Source organism: Salmonella sp. NW38, from assembly GCF_051807745.1.
GTDB classification, from domain to species: domain Bacteria; phylum Pseudomonadota; class Gammaproteobacteria; order Enterobacterales; family Enterobacteriaceae; genus Salmonella; species Salmonella enterica.
Genome location: NZ_JAMMTO010000002.1, coordinates 511,488 through 527,686, shown reverse-complemented (window position 1 = coordinate 527,686; position 16,199 = coordinate 511,488). Strand labels below are relative to the sequence as shown.

17 protein-coding genes are annotated in these 16,199 nt (G+C 53.0%); 8 read left to right on the top strand and 9 right to left on the bottom strand.

The window, feature by feature from the left end; genetic code table 11:
* Positions 1-430: 430 nt before the first annotated feature.
* Entirely contained in the window at positions 431-997 is a 567-nt protein-coding gene (gene gmhB, locus NA624_RS06235) for a D-glycero-beta-D-manno-heptose 1,7-bisphosphate 7-phosphatase (protein WP_001140160.1), read from the bottom strand.
* A gap of 189 nt (positions 998-1,186) precedes the next feature.
* On the opposite strand from gmhB, the gene metN reads away from it, so the two are divergent.
* The 6 genes from metN (at position 1,187) to proS (ending at position 6,774) form a co-directional block, all read left to right on the top strand.
* Complete coding sequence (metN, locus tag NA624_RS06230; RefSeq protein ID WP_000594021.1) at positions 1,187-2,218, top strand: methionine ABC transporter ATP-binding protein MetN; 1,032 nt, start codon at positions 1,187-1,189, stop codon at positions 2,216-2,218.
* Positions 2,211-2,864, top strand: coding sequence for a methionine ABC transporter permease MetI (locus NA624_RS06225; RefSeq protein ID WP_001287486.1), 654 nt, complete (start codon positions 2,211-2,213; stop codon positions 2,862-2,864). The genes metN and NA624_RS06225 overlap by 8 nt, the downstream gene beginning before the upstream one ends.
* A gap of 38 nt (positions 2,865-2,902) precedes the next feature.
* On the top strand, positions 2,903-3,718 hold the full coding sequence (gene metQ, locus NA624_RS06220) for a methionine ABC transporter substrate-binding lipoprotein MetQ (protein WP_000874215.1): 816 nt from the start codon (positions 2,903-2,905) through the stop codon (positions 3,716-3,718).
* Between the two features lie 118 nt (positions 3,719-3,836).
* The gene (gene rcsF, locus NA624_RS06215) at positions 3,837-4,241 is read left to right on the top strand and encodes an Rcs stress response system protein RcsF (protein WP_001202315.1); all 405 of its coding nucleotides are present in this window, start codon (positions 3,837-3,839) and stop codon (positions 4,239-4,241) included.
* Positions 4,238-4,945, top strand: coding sequence for a tRNA (N6-threonylcarbamoyladenosine(37)-N6)-methyltransferase TrmO (tsaA, locus tag NA624_RS06210; RefSeq protein ID WP_000093989.1), 708 nt, complete (start codon positions 4,238-4,240; stop codon positions 4,943-4,945). The genes rcsF and tsaA overlap by 4 nt, the downstream gene beginning before the upstream one ends.
* Positions 4,946-5,055: 110 nt before the next feature.
* Positions 5,056-6,774, top strand: a complete 1,719-nt coding sequence (gene proS / locus NA624_RS06205) for a proline--tRNA ligase (protein ID WP_001260673.1) — start codon at positions 5,056-5,058, stop codon at positions 6,772-6,774.
* Between the two features lie 73 nt (positions 6,775-6,847).
* Here proS and nlpE read toward each other — a convergent pair whose 3' ends face one another.
* From nlpE to NA624_RS06190, 3 genes are read right to left on the bottom strand one after another with little or no spacing between them, the layout of a single operon-like run.
* Positions 6,848-7,549 (bottom strand): envelope stress response activation lipoprotein NlpE, encoded by a 702-nt coding sequence (gene nlpE, locus NA624_RS06200; RefSeq protein ID WP_000252576.1) that lies wholly within the window; start codon positions 7,547-7,549, stop codon positions 6,848-6,850.
* Between the two features lie 31 nt (positions 7,550-7,580).
* Positions 7,581-8,003: an alternative ribosome rescue aminoacyl-tRNA hydrolase ArfB gene (gene arfB / locus NA624_RS06195; RefSeq protein ID WP_000560525.1), complete on the bottom strand. Its 423-nt coding sequence runs from the start codon at positions 8,001-8,003 to the stop codon at positions 7,581-7,583.
* Positions 8,000-8,545, bottom strand: coding sequence for a YaeQ family protein (locus NA624_RS06190; protein WP_001185316.1), 546 nt, complete (start codon positions 8,543-8,545; stop codon positions 8,000-8,002). The genes arfB and NA624_RS06190 overlap by 4 nt, the downstream gene beginning before the upstream one ends.
* A gap of 197 nt (positions 8,546-8,742) precedes the next feature.
* Between NA624_RS06190 and NA624_RS06185 the strand changes: the two genes are divergently transcribed.
* Together NA624_RS06185 and rof are read left to right on the top strand one after the other, a co-directional pair.
* Complete coding sequence (locus tag NA624_RS06185) at positions 8,743-8,943, top strand: YaeP family protein (protein WP_001518678.1); 201 nt, start codon at positions 8,743-8,745, stop codon at positions 8,941-8,943.
* A complete protein-coding gene (rof, locus tag NA624_RS06180; RefSeq protein WP_000062329.1) occupies positions 8,930-9,190 on the top strand; it encodes a Rho-binding antiterminator in 261 nt (86 codons plus the stop codon). The genes NA624_RS06185 and rof overlap by 14 nt, the downstream gene beginning before the upstream one ends.
* Positions 9,191-9,273: 83 nt before the next feature.
* Here rof and tilS read toward each other — a convergent pair whose 3' ends face one another.
* The 5 genes from tilS to accA all read right to left on the bottom strand — a co-directional run bounded on the left by tilS (position 9,274) and on the right by accA (position 16,192).
* Entirely contained in the window at positions 9,274-10,566 is a 1,293-nt protein-coding gene (tilS, locus tag NA624_RS06175) for a tRNA lysidine(34) synthetase TilS (protein WP_000210053.1), read from the bottom strand.
* 62 nt (positions 10,567-10,628) lie between these two features.
* Positions 10,629-11,018: a VOC family protein gene (locus NA624_RS06170; RefSeq protein ID WP_000901086.1), complete on the bottom strand. Its 390-nt coding sequence runs from the start codon at positions 11,016-11,018 to the stop codon at positions 10,629-10,631.
* 55 nt (positions 11,019-11,073) lie between these two features.
* Positions 11,074-13,215 carry a lysine decarboxylase LdcC gene (gene ldcC, locus NA624_RS06165; RefSeq protein WP_001021044.1) on the bottom strand — a complete coding sequence of 714 codons (2,142 nt, stop codon included), beginning with the start codon at positions 13,213-13,215 and terminating at the stop codon, positions 11,074-11,076.
* Between the two features lie 75 nt (positions 13,216-13,290).
* The gene (locus NA624_RS06160; protein WP_000524173.1) at positions 13,291-15,054 is read right to left on the bottom strand and encodes a chitinase; all 1,764 of its coding nucleotides are present in this window, start codon (positions 15,052-15,054) and stop codon (positions 13,291-13,293) included.
* Between the two features lie 178 nt (positions 15,055-15,232).
* Positions 15,233-16,192, bottom strand: a complete 960-nt coding sequence (accA, locus tag NA624_RS06155) for an acetyl-CoA carboxylase carboxyl transferase subunit alpha (RefSeq protein WP_000055753.1) — start codon at positions 16,190-16,192, stop codon at positions 15,233-15,235.
* Positions 16,193-16,199 lie beyond the last annotated feature (7 nt).

The window sequence follows — 16,199 nt, the reverse complement described above, 5'->3', positions numbered from 1 at the left end:
TTGCATGTGTTAGGCCTGCCGCCAGCGTTCAATCTGAGCCATGATCAAACTCTTCAATTTAAAAGTTTGATGCTCAATGAATTAAACTTCGTAATGAATTACGTGTTCACTCTTGAGACTTGGTATTCATTTTTCGTCCTAGGACGTTAAGAATCCGTATCTTCGAGTGCCCACACAGATTGTCTGATAAATTGTTAAAGAGCAGGTGCGACGCAGCTTTCAGCTCACCGTCGCGAGGTGGCGTATATTACGCTTTCCTCTTTCAGAGTCAACCCTGAATTTCAGGATTTTTCTCTTCAACCGACCGGCTGTTTGTGTGAAGTAATTCACATCCGCCGTGTCGATGGAGGCGCATTATAGGGAGTCGGTTCAGGAAGACAAGCGGAAAAATGCATTTTTGTTTTAACCGCTCATCTTTTATCCATAACGCTTATTTTTGCTGCTTTTTTATCGCCGATGGCAGATCGGCAAGGCTGTTTAACACCCAGTCCGCTGCGTTTTCTGCTTCTGACGTGACCGGTTTGCCCGTACGCACCAGCACTTTTGTCCCGACATTTGCCGCCGCTGCCGCCTGCATATCTTCCAGCTTGTCTCCCACCATATAAGAAGCCGCCATATCGATATGCAGGAAATCACGCGCTGAGATAAGCATTCCTGGATGCGGCTTGCGGCAATCACATACCTGACGGAACTCTTCTATGCTGCCCTGCGGATGGTGAGGACAATAATAGATGCCGTCCAAATCAACATCGCGATCCGCCAACGACCAGTCCATCCATTCGGTTAACGTTTCAAACTGCGCCTCGGTGAATTTGCCGCGCGCGATTCCGGACTGGTTCGTCACCACCACCAGCGCATAGCCCATTTTTTTTAGCTCGCGCATCGCGTCAATAACACCGTCTATAAACTCAAATGCATCGATTTCATGTACGTAGCCGTGATCCACATTAATGGTGCCGTCACGGTCGAGAAAAATTGCGGGTACAGACTTTGCCACCTTTTATAGCTCCTGAGTAAAGCAAGTGGCGCTAGTATCGCATGTTTCAGCAGGCAAGAAAGTGCTCATCGTATAAAGCCTGATTGATTTAGACGTCTGGATGCCTTAACATCCATTCTGTTGACGGCGTTGACCGTATTAGACAGACGAAAATGCCACGGCTAACTTAATTACGATAATAAATAACCAATGATTAAACTTTCGAATATTACCAAAGTGTTCCAGCAGGGGACGCGCACCATTCAGGCGCTAAATAATGTCAGCCTGCACGTCCCTGCCGGGCAGATTTATGGCGTCATTGGCGCCTCCGGTGCCGGTAAAAGTACGCTTATCCGCTGCGTTAATTTACTTGAACGCCCAACCGAAGGCAGCGTTCAGGTCGGCGGTCAGGAGCTGACAACGCTTTCAGAATCTGAGTTGACCAAAGCTCGCCGTCAAATCGGCATGATTTTCCAACATTTTAACCTGCTCTCTTCCCGTACCGTGTTTGGCAACGTCGCGTTGCCGCTGGAACTGGATAACACACCAAAGGAAGAGATCAAACGCCGTGTCACAGAGCTGCTGGATTTAGTCGGTCTTGGCGACAAGCACGACAGCTATCCGGCAAATCTTTCCGGCGGTCAGAAACAGCGTGTCGCGATTGCCCGCGCGTTAGCCAGTAATCCAAAAGTATTGCTGTGCGATGAAGCCACCAGCGCGCTTGATCCTGCGACGACCCGTTCGATTCTGGAATTGCTGAAAGATATCAACCGTCGTTTGGGGTTGACGATTCTGCTTATCACTCATGAAATGGATGTCGTGAAACGTATCTGCGACTGCGTTGCCGTTATCAGTAATGGCGAGCTTATTGAGCAGGATACGGTCAGCGAAGTCTTCTCGCATCCTAAAACGCCGCTGGCGCAGAAGTTTATTCAGTCCACTCTGCATCTGGACATTCCGGAAGATTACCAGGCGCGTTTGAAAGCGTCGCCGGAAACTGACAGCGTGCCGATGCTGCGCATGGAATTCACCGGGCAGTCTGTGGATGCCCCGCTGCTTTCTGAAACCGCGCGTCGTTTCAACGTGAACAATAATATTATCAGCGCGCAGATGGATTACGCGGGCGGTGTGAAGTTCGGCATTATGCTAACGGAAATGCACGGCACACAAGAAGAGACGCAAGCCGCAATTGCCTGGCTGCAGGATCACCATGTGAAAGTAGAGGTACTGGGTTATGTCTGAGGCAATGATGTGGTTACTGGTTCGTGGCGTTTGGGAAACGTTGGCGATGACCTTTGTCTCCGGTTTCTTCGGTTTCGTGATTGGCCTGCCGGTTGGCGTATTGCTGTATGTTACGCGCCCGGGGCAGATTATGGAGAACGCCAGGCTGTATCGCTCCCTCTCTGCGGTGGTCAATATTTTCCGCTCGATTCCCTTTATCATCCTGCTGGTGTGGATGATTCCTTTTACCCGAATAATTGTCGGCACCTCCATTGGTTTGCAGGCCGCGATTGTACCGCTGACCGTCGGCGCCGCGCCTTTTATCGCCCGTATGGTGGAAAATGCGTTGTTAGAGATCCCTGCCGGGCTGATTGAGGCCTCGCGAGCGATGGGCGCCACGCCGCTGCAAATTGTACGTAAAATCCTTTTACCGGAAGCGCTGCCTGGTCTGGTGAATGCGGCAACCATTACACTGATCACCCTGGTCGGTTACTCCGCAATGGGCGGTGCCGTCGGCGCAGGCGGCCTCGGTCAAATCGGCTATCAGTACGGTTATATTGGATACAATGCTACCGTGATGAATACGGTGCTGGTATTACTTGTCGTTCTGGTTTATTTAATTCAGTTATCCGGCGATCGCATCGTCAGGGCTGTCACGCATAAGTAACGTTAAACACAACACAAATACTCATTAAGGAAATAAGCATGGCGTTCAAATTCAAAACCTTTGCGGCAGTGGGTGCTCTGATTGGTTCTCTGGCACTTGCGGGTTGCGGTCAGGATGAAAAAGATCCGAACCATATTAAAGTCGGCGTAATCGTTGGCGCAGAGCAGCAAGTTGCCGAAGTCGCGCAGAAAGTCGCGAAAGAAAAATACGGCCTGGACGTGGAATTGGTGACCTTTAATGATTATGTTCTGCCTAATGAAGCGCTGAGCAAAGGCGATATCGATGCCAATGCCTTCCAGCACAAACCGTATCTGGATCAGCAAATCAAAGATCGCGGCTACAAACTGGTTTCTGTAGGTAAGACTTTTGTCTATCCCATTGCAGGATATTCCAAAAAAATCAAATCACTGGATGAGCTCAAGGACGGTTCCCAGGTCGCTGTGCCTAACGACCCGACCAACCTTGGTCGTTCCCTGCTGCTGCTGCAAAAAGTAGGGCTGATTAAACTGAAAGACGGCGTCGGTCTGCTTCCTACCTCGCTGGATATCGTGGAAAACCCGAAAAATCTGAAAATTGTTGAGCTGGAAGCGCCGCAGTTGCCGCGTTCGCTGGATGACGCGCAGATCGCGTTAGCGGTCATTAATACGACTTACGCCAGCCAGATTGGCCTGACGCCAGCGAAAGACGGTATCTTCGTTGAAGATAAAGATTCTCCGTACGTTAACCTGATCGTGACGCGTGAAGATAACAAAGACGCCGAGAATGTGAAAAAATTCGTTCAGGCTTACCAGTCTGATGAAGTGTACGAAGCCGCAAATAAAGTTTTTAATGGCGGCGCGGTGAAAGGCTGGTAAGTTTTAGGCTGATTCCACAATCTGTAATATTATTCAGGACGGGCTATTGCCCGTCTTGTCATTTATGCAAGCTCCTGATTCAATATCTGGCAATTAGAACATTCATTGAGGAAATATTATGCGTGCTTTACCGATCTGTTTATTGGCACTCATGCTGGGCGGTTGTTCCATGCTAAGCAGATCCCCTGTTGAACCCGTTCAAAGCACCGCAACCCCGCCAAAAGCGGAGCCGGAGAAACCTAAAGCGCCGCGTGCCGCTCCCGTCAGGATTTACACCAATGCTGAAGACTTAGTCGGCAAACCTTTCCGCGATCTTGGCGAGGTTAGCGGCGAATCCTGCCAGGCGACAAATCAAGACTCTCCGCCTAACATTCCAACTGCGCGCAAGCGTATGCAGATTAATGCATCTAAAATGAAAGCCAACGCCGTCCTGCTGCACAGCTGTGAAATTACCAGCGGCACGCCAGGCTGCTATCGTCAGGCGGTTTGTATCGGGTCCGCCCTGAATATTTCGGCGAAATGAGCAGCTTTCAGTTTGAACAAATCGGCGTTATTCGCTCCCCCTATAAAGAAAAATTCGCCGTTCCGCGCCAGCCCGGTCTGGTCAAAAGCGCCTGCGGCGAACTGCATCTGATAGCGCCTTACAACCAGGCCGATGCCGTTCGCGGCCTGGAGGCGTTCAGCCATTTGTGGGTGCTTTTCGTTTTTCATCAGACGATGGACGGCGGCTGGCGGCCAACAGTTCGTCCGCCCCGTCTTGGCGGTAACGCCAGAATGGGCGTTTTTGCCACGCGCTCCACGTTCCGCCCCAATCCGATTGGCATGTCGCTCGTTGCGCTAAAAGGTATCGAGTGCCGGAAAGAGAGCGTAATTCTGAAATTAGGCAGTCTGGATCTGGTGGATGGCACGCCGGTGGTGGATATCAAACCGTATTTACCGTTTGCCGAGGCCTTACCGGACGCCGCCGCCAGCTATGCGCAACAGGCGCCGATAGCTGAAATGCCCGTGAGCTTTACCGCTGAGGTGGCTCAACAGCTTACGACGCTGGAAAGGCGTTATCCGCAGCTACGGACATTTATTTGCGATGTGCTGGCGCAAGATCCTCGCCCGGCTTATCGTAAGGGTGAAGAGACGGGCAAAACCTATGCCGTCTGGCTGCATGATTTTAACGTGCGCTGGCGTGTGGTTAGCACTGGATTTGAAGTGTTTGCGCTGGAACCACGGTAATTTCACGCCCTTCTCTTTTGACATCTCTTGCACGCTGGTAAACTAAATCACTTTTTTTGTATCAGGCTCACATTGAGCCTGTTCGATCGTTCAACTGGAACCGTAACAACATGCGTACTAGCCAATACCTGCTCTCCACTCTGAAGGAGACACCTGCCGACGCCGAGGTTATCAGCCACCAGCTGATGCTGCGCGCCGGGATGATCCGCAAGCTCGCCTCCGGGTTATATACCTGGCTGCCGACCGGCCTGCGCGTCCTGAAAAAAGTCGAAAACATCGTGCGTGAAGAGATGAACAACGCCGGTGCTATCGAGGTGTCGATGCCAGTCGTTCAGCCAGCCGACCTGTGGCAAGAGAGTGGTCGTTGGGAACAGTACGGTCCGGAACTGCTGCGTTTTGTCGACCGTGGCGAGCGTCCGTTCGTACTCGGCCCGACCCACGAAGAAGTTATCACCGATCTGGTGCGTAATGAACTCAGCTCTTATAAGCAGTTGCCGCTGAACTTCTTCCAAATCCAGACCAAATTCCGTGATGAAGTGCGTCCGCGCTTTGGCGTGATGCGTTCGCGCGAATTCCTGATGAAAGATGCTTACTCTTTCCATACCTCTCAGGAGTCGTTGCAGGAAACCTATGACGCCATGTACGCCGCGTATAGCCGTATCTTCAGCCGTATGGGGCTGGATTTCCGCGCGGTACAGGCCGATACCGGTTCTATCGGCGGCAACGCCTCGCATGAATTCCAGGTGCTGGCGCAAAGCGGCGAAGACGATATCGTTTTCTCTGATGTTTCTGATTACGCGGCTAACATTGAACTGGCAGAAGCTATCGCGCCGCAAACGCCGCGCGCAGCGGCGACGCAGGAAATGACTCTGGTCGATACGCCAAATGCCAAAACCATCGCGGAGCTGGTGGAACAGTTCAACCTGCCAATTGAAAAAACGGTAAAAACGCTGCTGGTGAAAGCGGCGAAAGACAGCAAGTCTCCGCTGGTGGCTCTGCTGGTTCGCGGCGATCATGAACTGAATGAAGTTAAAGCGGAAAAACTGCCGCACGTTGCCAGCCCGCTGACCTTCGCTACCGAAGAAGAGATTCGCGCCGTAATTAATGCCGGCCCTGGCTCCCTCGGCCCGGTCAATATGCCGATTCCGGTCATCATCGATCGTACCGTTGACGCCATGAGCGATTTTGCCGCTGGCGCCAACATCGACGGTAAACACTACTTTGGTATTAACTGGGATCGCGATGTGGCGACGCCTGTTGTTGCCGACATCCGTAACGTAGTCGCCGGCGATCCGAGTCCGGATGGTCAGGGAACGTTGCTTATCAAACGCGGTATCGAAGTGGGTCACATCTTCCAGTTAGGTACCAAGTACTCAGAAGCGCTGAAAGCCTCCGTTCAGGGTGAAGATGGCCGTAACCAGATCCTGACAATGGGCTGCTATGGTATCGGCGTAACACGTGTCGTTGCCGCGGCTATCGAGCAGAACTTTGACGAGCGCGGCATTGTATGGCCTGACGCCATTGCGCCTTTCCAGGTCGCTATTCTGCCGATGAATATGCACAAATCCTTCCGTGTGCAGGAGCTGGCGGAAAAGCTGTACAGCGAATTGCGCGCGCAGGGCATTGAAGTGCTGATGGACGACCGTAAAGAGCGCCCGGGCGTGATGTTTGCCGATATGGAGCTGATTGGTATTCCACATACTATCGTGATTGGCGATCGCAACCTGGATAACGACGATATTGAGTATAAATACCGTCGCAGCGGTGAAAAATCGCTGATTAAAACCGGCGATATCGTTGATTATCTGGTCAAGGCGATTAAAGGCTAAACGACATTTTGTTGGGATTGCCCGGCGCCACCCGGCAGATATGTAAAGGCCTCGCATCCTGCGAGGCCTTTTATTAGTGAGTGCAATCTTTACCCGGCGCAAACTTCGCGTTTTTATCGGCTATTAGCATTTTTACCGGCTCGCCCGTGTCCGGGTTCGCGGCAAACACAAAATGCCCTTCTACCGTCAGCAGCACCGGTTTTTCCGCTTCACCTTTCGCCGTCAGATAGCCGCGCTCAAGCTGGGCGTTACTGGCGACCGGCAGCCGTTTTCCGGTCGCACAATCGGTAAAGGTCGCCGCATCGGCCCTGTATACATACATACCACGCAACGGCATTGGCGTTACCGGCAGGCTGGCGGTAACAGGCACAAGCGTATAATTAAGCTGCGAAGCCACCGGATTGCCTTCTCTGTCGAGCATCTCCAGCGCATTGCCTTTCGCGCGATAATACGATTTCTCGCCATTGCTGTCGGTTAACACCAGTTTATCCGCCGTCCGCGCCCAGGTACCGTATGACGCAAAAGAGGAAGGTTCTTCGCGCACGCCCTGATAACGCTCGTTCATCACCCATGTGCCGTCTTTTTCCAGAAACAGTGACGTTTCAATACCTTCACAATCCGCACAGGGCAGCACGCCGCGCCAGCTTTGCTGCATGGGTTTTAATTCCGCCGCCTGCGCAGGTTGCAGGGCGTCAACTTCCGCACGGTTATTACACCCTATCAATGCAAATAGCGTACAGGCTGCCGCTACTGACAATATTGCTGTTCTCACCATAAAATCCTTATGAAATTGCTATTCCTGCCCGTCAATCCAGTGGACGACGAACTTTGCCGCGAAGCGCCTTTACAGAAGATTTTTGCGCCTTTGAGGACAAGCGGCGCTCTTTCGAGGCACGCGTCGGACGGGTTGCGCGACGGCTTTTCTGCTCCGCGATTAATTCTTTTATGACGGCAACCAGCCTGGCGATAGCCGCTTCCCGGTTGAGCTCCTGGCTCCGGAACTCCTGCGCCTTAATGATAATGACGCCATCATCGCTTATCAGATGGTGGCTGGCCGTCAGCAAACGCTGTTTATAATACTCTGGCAGGCCAGAGGCCCGAATGTCAAAGCGCAAATGAATCGCGCTAGAGGTCTTATTTACGTGCTGACCACCCGCGCCCTGCGCGCGAATGGCCGTAATTTCCAGCTCATTATCGGCTATGGAGACCGTCCGGGAGATGGCAATCATGAGGGCTGTTGCCAGGCGGTTAGCTGTATTTCCAGATTATTCCGAGCATCAGAAAGCCAGATTGCGCCGTCCTGAATCGTCGCCTGTAGCGTCATGGTACGATCGGCAAATTCACTGAGCTGCGCCAGTTGCCCGTCATCCAGATACCAGACGGACAGGTTAGCGAACTGCGCGCACTTGCTGTGATGCTGCTGCCACCAGATTTGCGCCGCCCGGGAGTTATAAGCAAAGAGCGCGACGTCGCTCGCCTGAGTACAGGCTTTCTTAATACGGCGCTCATCCGGCAGCCCCAGCTCTATCCAGAGATCGATGCCCAGATGATCGTTGCGCAGCCAGGCCTCCGGCTCATCTTCCGCGCTGAGCCCGCGTGTAAACTGCAACCGTTCATCAGCATATTTTATCCATGCCAACAGGCGCAGCATCATGCGCTCCTGCGTTTCAGAAGGGTGACGCGCCAGCGTCAATGCCGCATCCAGAAACCGGTTGCGATCAAGGTCAGCCACATTGACGACGGCTTTATAAATTGTCGCTTTAAGCGCCATGAGAAAACTCCTTTCGAATCAGGCGCCCATTGTAGCGAAAACCGCGCTAAAAGGCTGTTAACGAATCTTTTACCCACTCGCGTCAGGCGCTGATATTGCGCAAATGAGTATGGTATAGTCACCTTGCTAAACAAGATTTAACTTCGTAGGCTTAGACTTGCATCCACGGTTAAGTCAGAATGCTGACAGGAGGGCATGTGGAAAAATATTGTGAGTTAGTACGCAAGCGGTATGCGGAAATCGCCAGCGGAGACTTAGGGTATGTCCCGGATGCGCTGGGTTGTGTATTGAAAGTGCTTAATGAAGTGGCGGCAGATAGCGCCCTTTCAGAGTCGGTCAGGGAAAAGGCAGCTTATGCTGCCGCGAACTTACTGGTGAGCGATTATGTCAATGAATGAAACGTATCAACCCATTAATTGCGATGACTACGATAGTCTTGAGCTTGCCTGCATGCATCATTTAATACTGACGCTAACGTTAAAAGATGGCGAGGTTTTGCAGGCAAAAGCGAACGATTTGATCTTACGTAAAAACGTAGAGTATCTGCTTGCCGAGATTTCCGGCGAGTCTTGTGAACTTCGTCTCGATAAAATCGCCAGTTTCAGCCACCCGGAAATTGGTACCGTGGTAGTTAGCGAATCCTGAGTATTTTGTTGCCGGATGGCGGTGCAAGCACCTTATCCGGCCTACGTTCCATGCGATACGTAGGCCTGATAAGCGCAGCGCCATCAGGCATGCCAAACCAGACTCACCCCTTCTTTATCTTCTGCTGCTCCCTCACGCGTCACAAAAACACCCGCAGCCGCAATCAGCGTTTCGCCGTAAAACAACAGCGGCGTGGTGTCTCGTCGCCAGGGCGGGATCCCCTGCTCCTGCCAGATTTTCTTTAATTTACGTCCACCGTGACGTCCCACAATGTGTAGCAACCCTGGCGCCTTAAACCGAATGCTGACGGATTCTTCCTCTCGCGGTCGGCGCAGTTCGCCCCCAGGAACGAGCTGTACCGTCCCTAAGCCGGCAGGCAGCGCCAGCGGTGTTTGCCAGACGGGCCAGGCGACCGTCGTTTCGTGTTGTCCGGCCACGGATTTAATCCACCACAGTTGCGACTGATAACGGCGAATCTCGTGATCGCCAAAGCGTAAACAGGGAGAGGCATCGTCGCGCGCCAGCGCCACCTCCTGCCAGATACGTTCCAGCGCGTCGCGAGAGGGCATCGGCGCATTACGCATCGCCAGCCAGCGACGCAAAATCGCCGCCCGCCGTACATCGCTCATCGACATTAATGGAGAGAGCCGCAATGTTCCCTCCGTCGTGATACAGTCCGTAAGATCGCTGGCCAGAAGCTCGTCCAGCAGCCTTTCTTGCTCGGCGCAGAGCGTCGCGCTACGGGCTACCGCCGCAGGAAAATGCGGCCAGCGCTGCTGCAAGAGCGGAAGCGCGCGCAGGCGTAAAAAATTGCGATCGTAGGCGTCATCCTGATTGCTTTCATCTTCAATCCAGCATAAGCCATGATGCACAGCCCACTGTTCCAGCGTCTTCCGCGTTTCTCTCAACAGCGGGCGAAGAAGCAGAGTTCCGGCAAAAGGCGAGCGTTCTCCCATCGCGGAAAGTCCGGCCGGACCGCTGCCGCGCTTTAACGCCAGCAGGAATGTTTCACATTGATCGTCAAGGTGCTGCGCGGTTGCCAGCACTTCGCCAGGCAATAGCGTCTGTGCGAACGCCCGGTAGCGCGCTTCACGCGCATGGGCCTCGATACCCAGGCCATTATCCGCCAGCGTCACCCGCTCCACTACCAGCGGAACCTGCCAGCGTTCGCATACGGTTTCGCAATGCCGCACCCAGCTATCAGCATGAGGGCTTAAACCGTGATGAATATGGATAGCACGCAGCGTGACGTCAGGATGGCGTTCTCGCCACAACACCAGTTGATGCAGAAGCACCGTAGAATCCAGGCCGCCGCTAAAGGCAGCCAGAATACGGCGAGAAGAGAGTAACGAGGTATTCAACGTGAGAGTGGTCATGATCCATGCTTATAGTGACTTAGCCCGGCAACGTTACCTGGCGAGCGTCTTAATGACAAGCCTTACTGCTCATACAGCTCAAGCGGTAAACCGTCCGGATCGTTGAAAAAAGTAAAGCGCTTCCCGGTATACGGATCGATGCGTATCGGTTCGCACTTAACCTGATGCTTTTCCAGATGCGCAACGGCGTTTTCCACATTTTCCACGCTGAAAGCCAGATGGCGCAGGCCGCAGGCTTCAGGTCGGCTTGGACGCGCCGGAGGGAAGGGAAAAGAGAAAAGCTCAATTACATACTGCCCGTTTAGCGCCAAATCGCCCTTCCACGAGTCACGCTCTTCCCGCCAGGCTTCGCTTAGCAGATCGAACCCCAGAATATCGCAGTAAAACGCCTTGCTCACCGCATAGTCTGTCGCAATGATCGCGATGTGATGAACCTGTTTTAATCCCAGCATAGCGTCTCCTTTATTGATTATCAGTACGTTACTCGTCACATTCCCGTCAGGCAAGCTAACAGGCGTGTTTTAAGACTCGTACCTGGTACACCCCGTCTTCATTCCGTTTCGCGCCGTGAATATCCGTTTCAAAACCGGGATAATGCTGGCCAATCGAGCAGAGCATCAGCAGAAAATCGAGCACGGCCCGACTCTGTTGCGTGATCCTCTCGCCGGGCATCAACAGCGGAACGCCTGGCGGATAAGGCAGGATCATATTCGCGGAAACGCGCCCTGGCAGTTGATCGAGCGCCACGGTTTCCACCTCGCCTTTGATCTGACGCTGCCAGGCCTGGTGCGGGGTCATGATCATCTCCGGTAAAACCTCGAACGCCCGCAACATCAGCCCCGGAAGATCGTGCTGGCGGATCAGTTTATGGATCCCCTGCGCCAGATCCTGAATGCGCATATTGCGATAAAAATCCGGATCTTCCGCATACAGATCCGGCAACATATTTTTAACGCGCAGGTTAAGATCGTAGGCCCGTTTAAATTCCGTCAGCCCGCGCAGCAGCCCCATCGCACGGGTCTTATCAATCCCTATGCTGAACAAAAACAGCAGATTATACGGCCCGGTTTTTTCCACCACTACGCCTCGCTCATCGAGGAACTTCGCCACCAGCGCGGCGGGTATCCCCTCTTCGCTCATGTTGCCCTGTTCATCCATCCCCGGCGTCAGGATTGTCACCTTAACCGGATCGAGAAACATATGATCGTCATCAGCATCGGTGAAGCCATGCCAGGTTTCTCCCGGCGTGACCGGCCAGCATTCGGCCTCATCAACCTCTTCCGGCTGCCAGATATCAAAGAACCAGCTATCGGACTCTTCACGTAACCGCTGTACCTCTTTACGAAAATGGAGCGCCCGCTCCACCGAACGATTAATCAATCTTTTCCCTGGATTGCCGCGCAGCATCGCCGCTGCGGTCTCGATAGAGGCGACAATGGGATAGCTCGGCGATGTGGAAGTGTGCATCATAAACGCTTCGTTAAACGTCTCTTCGTCATATTCCCCTTTGATATGAATAAGCGACGCCTGCGAAAAAGCCGCCAGCATTTTATGGGTGGATTGCGTTTCGAAAATCACTTTTCCGGGCACCCGATCGCCGCTCATCCCGCTTTTCCCCTGGTAGATCGGATGGAAATGGGTATAGGGTACCCAAGCGGAATCAAAATGGATCGAGGGAACGTCCAGCATCTGCTTGATCCAGTTAGTGTTATACAGCAGACCATCGTAAGTCGAATTGGTGATAACCGCATGAACTGGCCATTGCGCCTGCGCGGTTTCCGCCACCTTACGCGCAATGCTGTCGCGGGTAAATTCACGCTTAGGAATACCGCCGAGAATACCGAGCGCATTGCGCGTCGGCTTTAACCAGAGAGGCACCACATCGCTCATCATCAGCAAATGCGCCAGCGATTTATGGCAATTACGATCAATAAGTAGCGTACTTCCCGCAGGCGCGGCATACATACCGACAATTTTATTCGAGGTCGACGTACCGTTCGTCACCATATAACTCTGCTCGGCGCCAAAAGTACGGGCGATATACTCTTCCGCTTCCAGATGCGGCCCGGTGTGATCCAGCAGCGATCCCAGTTCAGTCACCGAAATCGACACATCAGCTTTTAAGGTATTGCCGCCAAAAAAGTCATAAAACAGACAGCCTGGCGGGCTTTTCTGATACGCCGTTCCTGCCATATGACCCGGCGTACAAAAGGTATATTTTCCTTCTTTGGCGTAGGTAAACAGCGCTTTGGTAAACGGCGGCGTAATATTATCGAGATATTCGTTTGTATATTGATGAATGCGCGTCGCGATATCTTCAGCCAGCCCCAACGCATACTCAAAAAACCACAGCGCCATGCGCATATCGTGAACGCTAACGTCCAGCGTGGAGTTGGTATTGATAAAGGCGTAGAGAGGAAGGTATTCATTTAGCTGGTTGATTTCGCTACAAAGGTCGAGACTGTATTCATCCCAGTCAAAAATAACGCCGCAGATGCGCGGGTTATGTTCAATAAACTTCAACAAGTCAACGCTATTTTGCGGCCAGATAATTTGAAATCCCAGGGATTGTAATGCACGCTCAAGCTCCTTGATGGGTTCATCTTTATAATAAACCCCGTGCGGCCCCATAATGGCGATGATGTTCATGCTTTCTCCTGAAAAAACCTGAGATAAGCATAGTAACAATCCTGCCGATGCAAAGCACCGACAGGATTTATCTTATTACAATGCGTTCCATGCATCGGCCCAGGCAATCCCTACGCCGGGCTCATAGTAGGCAGGCGCAACATTACACCATGAGCCTTCCGGGAACGGTTTGCACTGGTACAATGCGCCATTATTGTTGACGATGTCGCCCGGATTCCATTTCTGGCTGCTGCTCCAGGCAGGGTAGCTGGTGGTCTTATCTTCGTCATCCGCAGCGGCGGCCTTCGCTTTCACATTCAGCGTATAAACCGCAGTGCTGGAGAGCGTACCGTCGCTAACGGTCAGATTCACCACATACTGGGTGTTCTGAGTGACATCCGGCGCGTTGAAAATCACAACGGCTTTATCCTGGCCGCTCAGCGTTTTGCCATCCTGCGACATCCAGGTATAGGTGAGCTTGTCGCCATTCGCGTCGGTCGATCCTTCCGCGCTGAGTGAAACCGGGCTACCGGCTTCCACCGCCCCGACCGGCCCGGCAATACGCGCGACTGGCGCCACGTTTTCATCCGTCACTGGCGCTGGAGTTGGCGTGACATCCGGTTCAGTGGTTCCGTTATCATCGACGACATTAACGTTGAAATAATGCTGTACACATTTCGTGTAGTCGCCCTCTTTAAAGGCGGTATACGGCGTCTGATATCCCACTAACTGGCAGGAATAGGTTTTACCGTCCGCAGTATCGGCGCTCCAGCCCCAGTCTTGTTCCCAATAGATCGGTAACGCGCCAGCGCCGCCTTCATCGAACTGCTTCATCTTTTTACAGCCCAACACTTCGTCAGCCGGCACCGGCACTTTCAGGTAGTTGGCAAACTCTTTGTAGTAGGCGATACGGTTAAGCGACTGCGCATTCTCATCTGCGCCGCCGCACTCCACGCCGCCATTGATGATCTGAATGGTGACGCCGAAACCTGATACCAGGCCGTTTGTTTTATCGCGATCGTTTGGCTGCCAGGTACCGTCAATCACATGTAGCATAGACGGCTTCGGCGGCTGCGGATACACAAAGAAGAAGACGGCGCTCGCCAGGTTCATCCAGGTATCCGCCACCAGCTCGGGTTTATCCAGCAGAGGGCGAACGTCACCATACATCGCGTCAGAGAAAGGCCCATAGTTGTAGTTATAAGAAAGCTGTTTTGCCCCGCGACCAAAATAGCTGAGGAAATCGCCGTCCTTATCTTTACCGCACGGCCAGGTCTGGCCCTGCCATACATCCGGGTTACATTCGCCGTTGTAGCCGCCTTTCTGCCCTTCTGTCCAGCCGACTTCGCGCAGATAGACCAGCGCCTGACGCCATTCCGGAATGTCACGCCAGCTTTCGTGACCGCCCGTCTCCTGGGCAAAATGCGCAAACATAGTAGCCAGGGTTTTACGGCAGATAGCGTCGCTATCGCGTCCATCGGTGTAGGTACCACAAACCGCCGGGAATTTACCTATCGCTTTCAGGAAGTTAGAGTAAGTGTATTCCGGTGCGCGCATCGGGAACAGATAATCCCAGTCGGCCTCTTTCAGAATACTTTCAACGCGTTTTACGTTTGCCGGGTTAGCGGCGCGCCCCGGTTCGATTTGTTCGACCGCGCTGTTATCCAACGTCTGGATAGAGGATTTCACTGCCTCCATTAACGGAAAATCCGTCAGCGCTTTCTCTTTCGCCGCCAGATCGCTGGCGTTGATGGTCATTGGCTCACTACTGCTAAGCAGCGGCGCGGCCTGCGCACCGGATAAGCTCAACATGATTCCTGCCGCCACGGCGCTGAGCGCCAGTGTTTTTTGCAATCCCATAATTTTCTCCTTGAAGGGTAGTTCACTGCCTGCCCTGGCCACACGCCTGGCAGTTGCTACAGTGTCAGGGAGAACATGCTGTTGCGTTTAATCACATCAACTCATCGGCGTCTCATTTTTCCTCGTCCAAAAAAAAGAGGCCGGATTATCCGGCCTCCTGGGAAAATGAGGTAAATGATTAAGCGTAACCGTAGCTCATCAAACGCTGGTAACGACGGTTTTTTAAATCATCGGTGCTTAACACATCGAGATCGGCTAAATCTTCCAGCAGCTGCGCTTTTAGCGACGCCGCCATCGCTTCTGGATTACGGTGCGCGCCGCCCAGCGGCTCCGGAATGATGGAATCGATTAGCTTCAGCTCTTTCAGACGCGGCGCGATGATGCCCATCGCTTCAGCAGCCAATGGCGCTTTGTCGGCGCTCTTCCACAAAATAGAGGCGCAACCTTCCGGGGAGATAACGGAATAGGTGCTGTATTGCAGCATATTCACTTTATCACCCACGCCAATCGCCAATGCGCCGCCGGAGCCGCCTTCGCCAATCACGGTGCAGATGACCGGTACGTTCAGACGAGACATCTCACGCAGGTTGCGGGCGATAGCTTCAGACTGACCACGCTCTTCCGCGCCCACGCCTGGGTAAGCGCCCGGGGTGTCGATGAAGGTGATAATCGGCATGTTGAAGCGTTCAGCCATTTCCATCAGGCGCAGCGCTTTGCGGTAGCCTTCCGGCGCTGGCATGCCAAAGTTACGACGAATTTTTTCTTTGGTTTCACGACCCTTCTGATGACCAATGATCATCACCGGTCGCCCTTCCAGACGCGCGATACCGCCGACGATGGCTTTGTCATCCGCATAGGCGCGATCGCCCGCCAGCTCATCAAACTCATCAAACGCCAGACGGACATAATCCAGGGTGTACGGACGTTGCGGATGGCGCGCCAGTTGGGCTACCTGCCATGCGCCGAGATCGGCGAAGATTTTGCGCGTCAGTTCTACGCTTTTTTCGCGCAGGCGATGGACTTCTTCATCGATATTAATATCCAGTTTCTCATCCTGGCGGCTTACCGCAGTCAGAGAATCGATTTTCGCTTCCAGCTCTGCTATCGGCTGTTCAAAATCAAGGAAATTCAGACTCATAGTATTC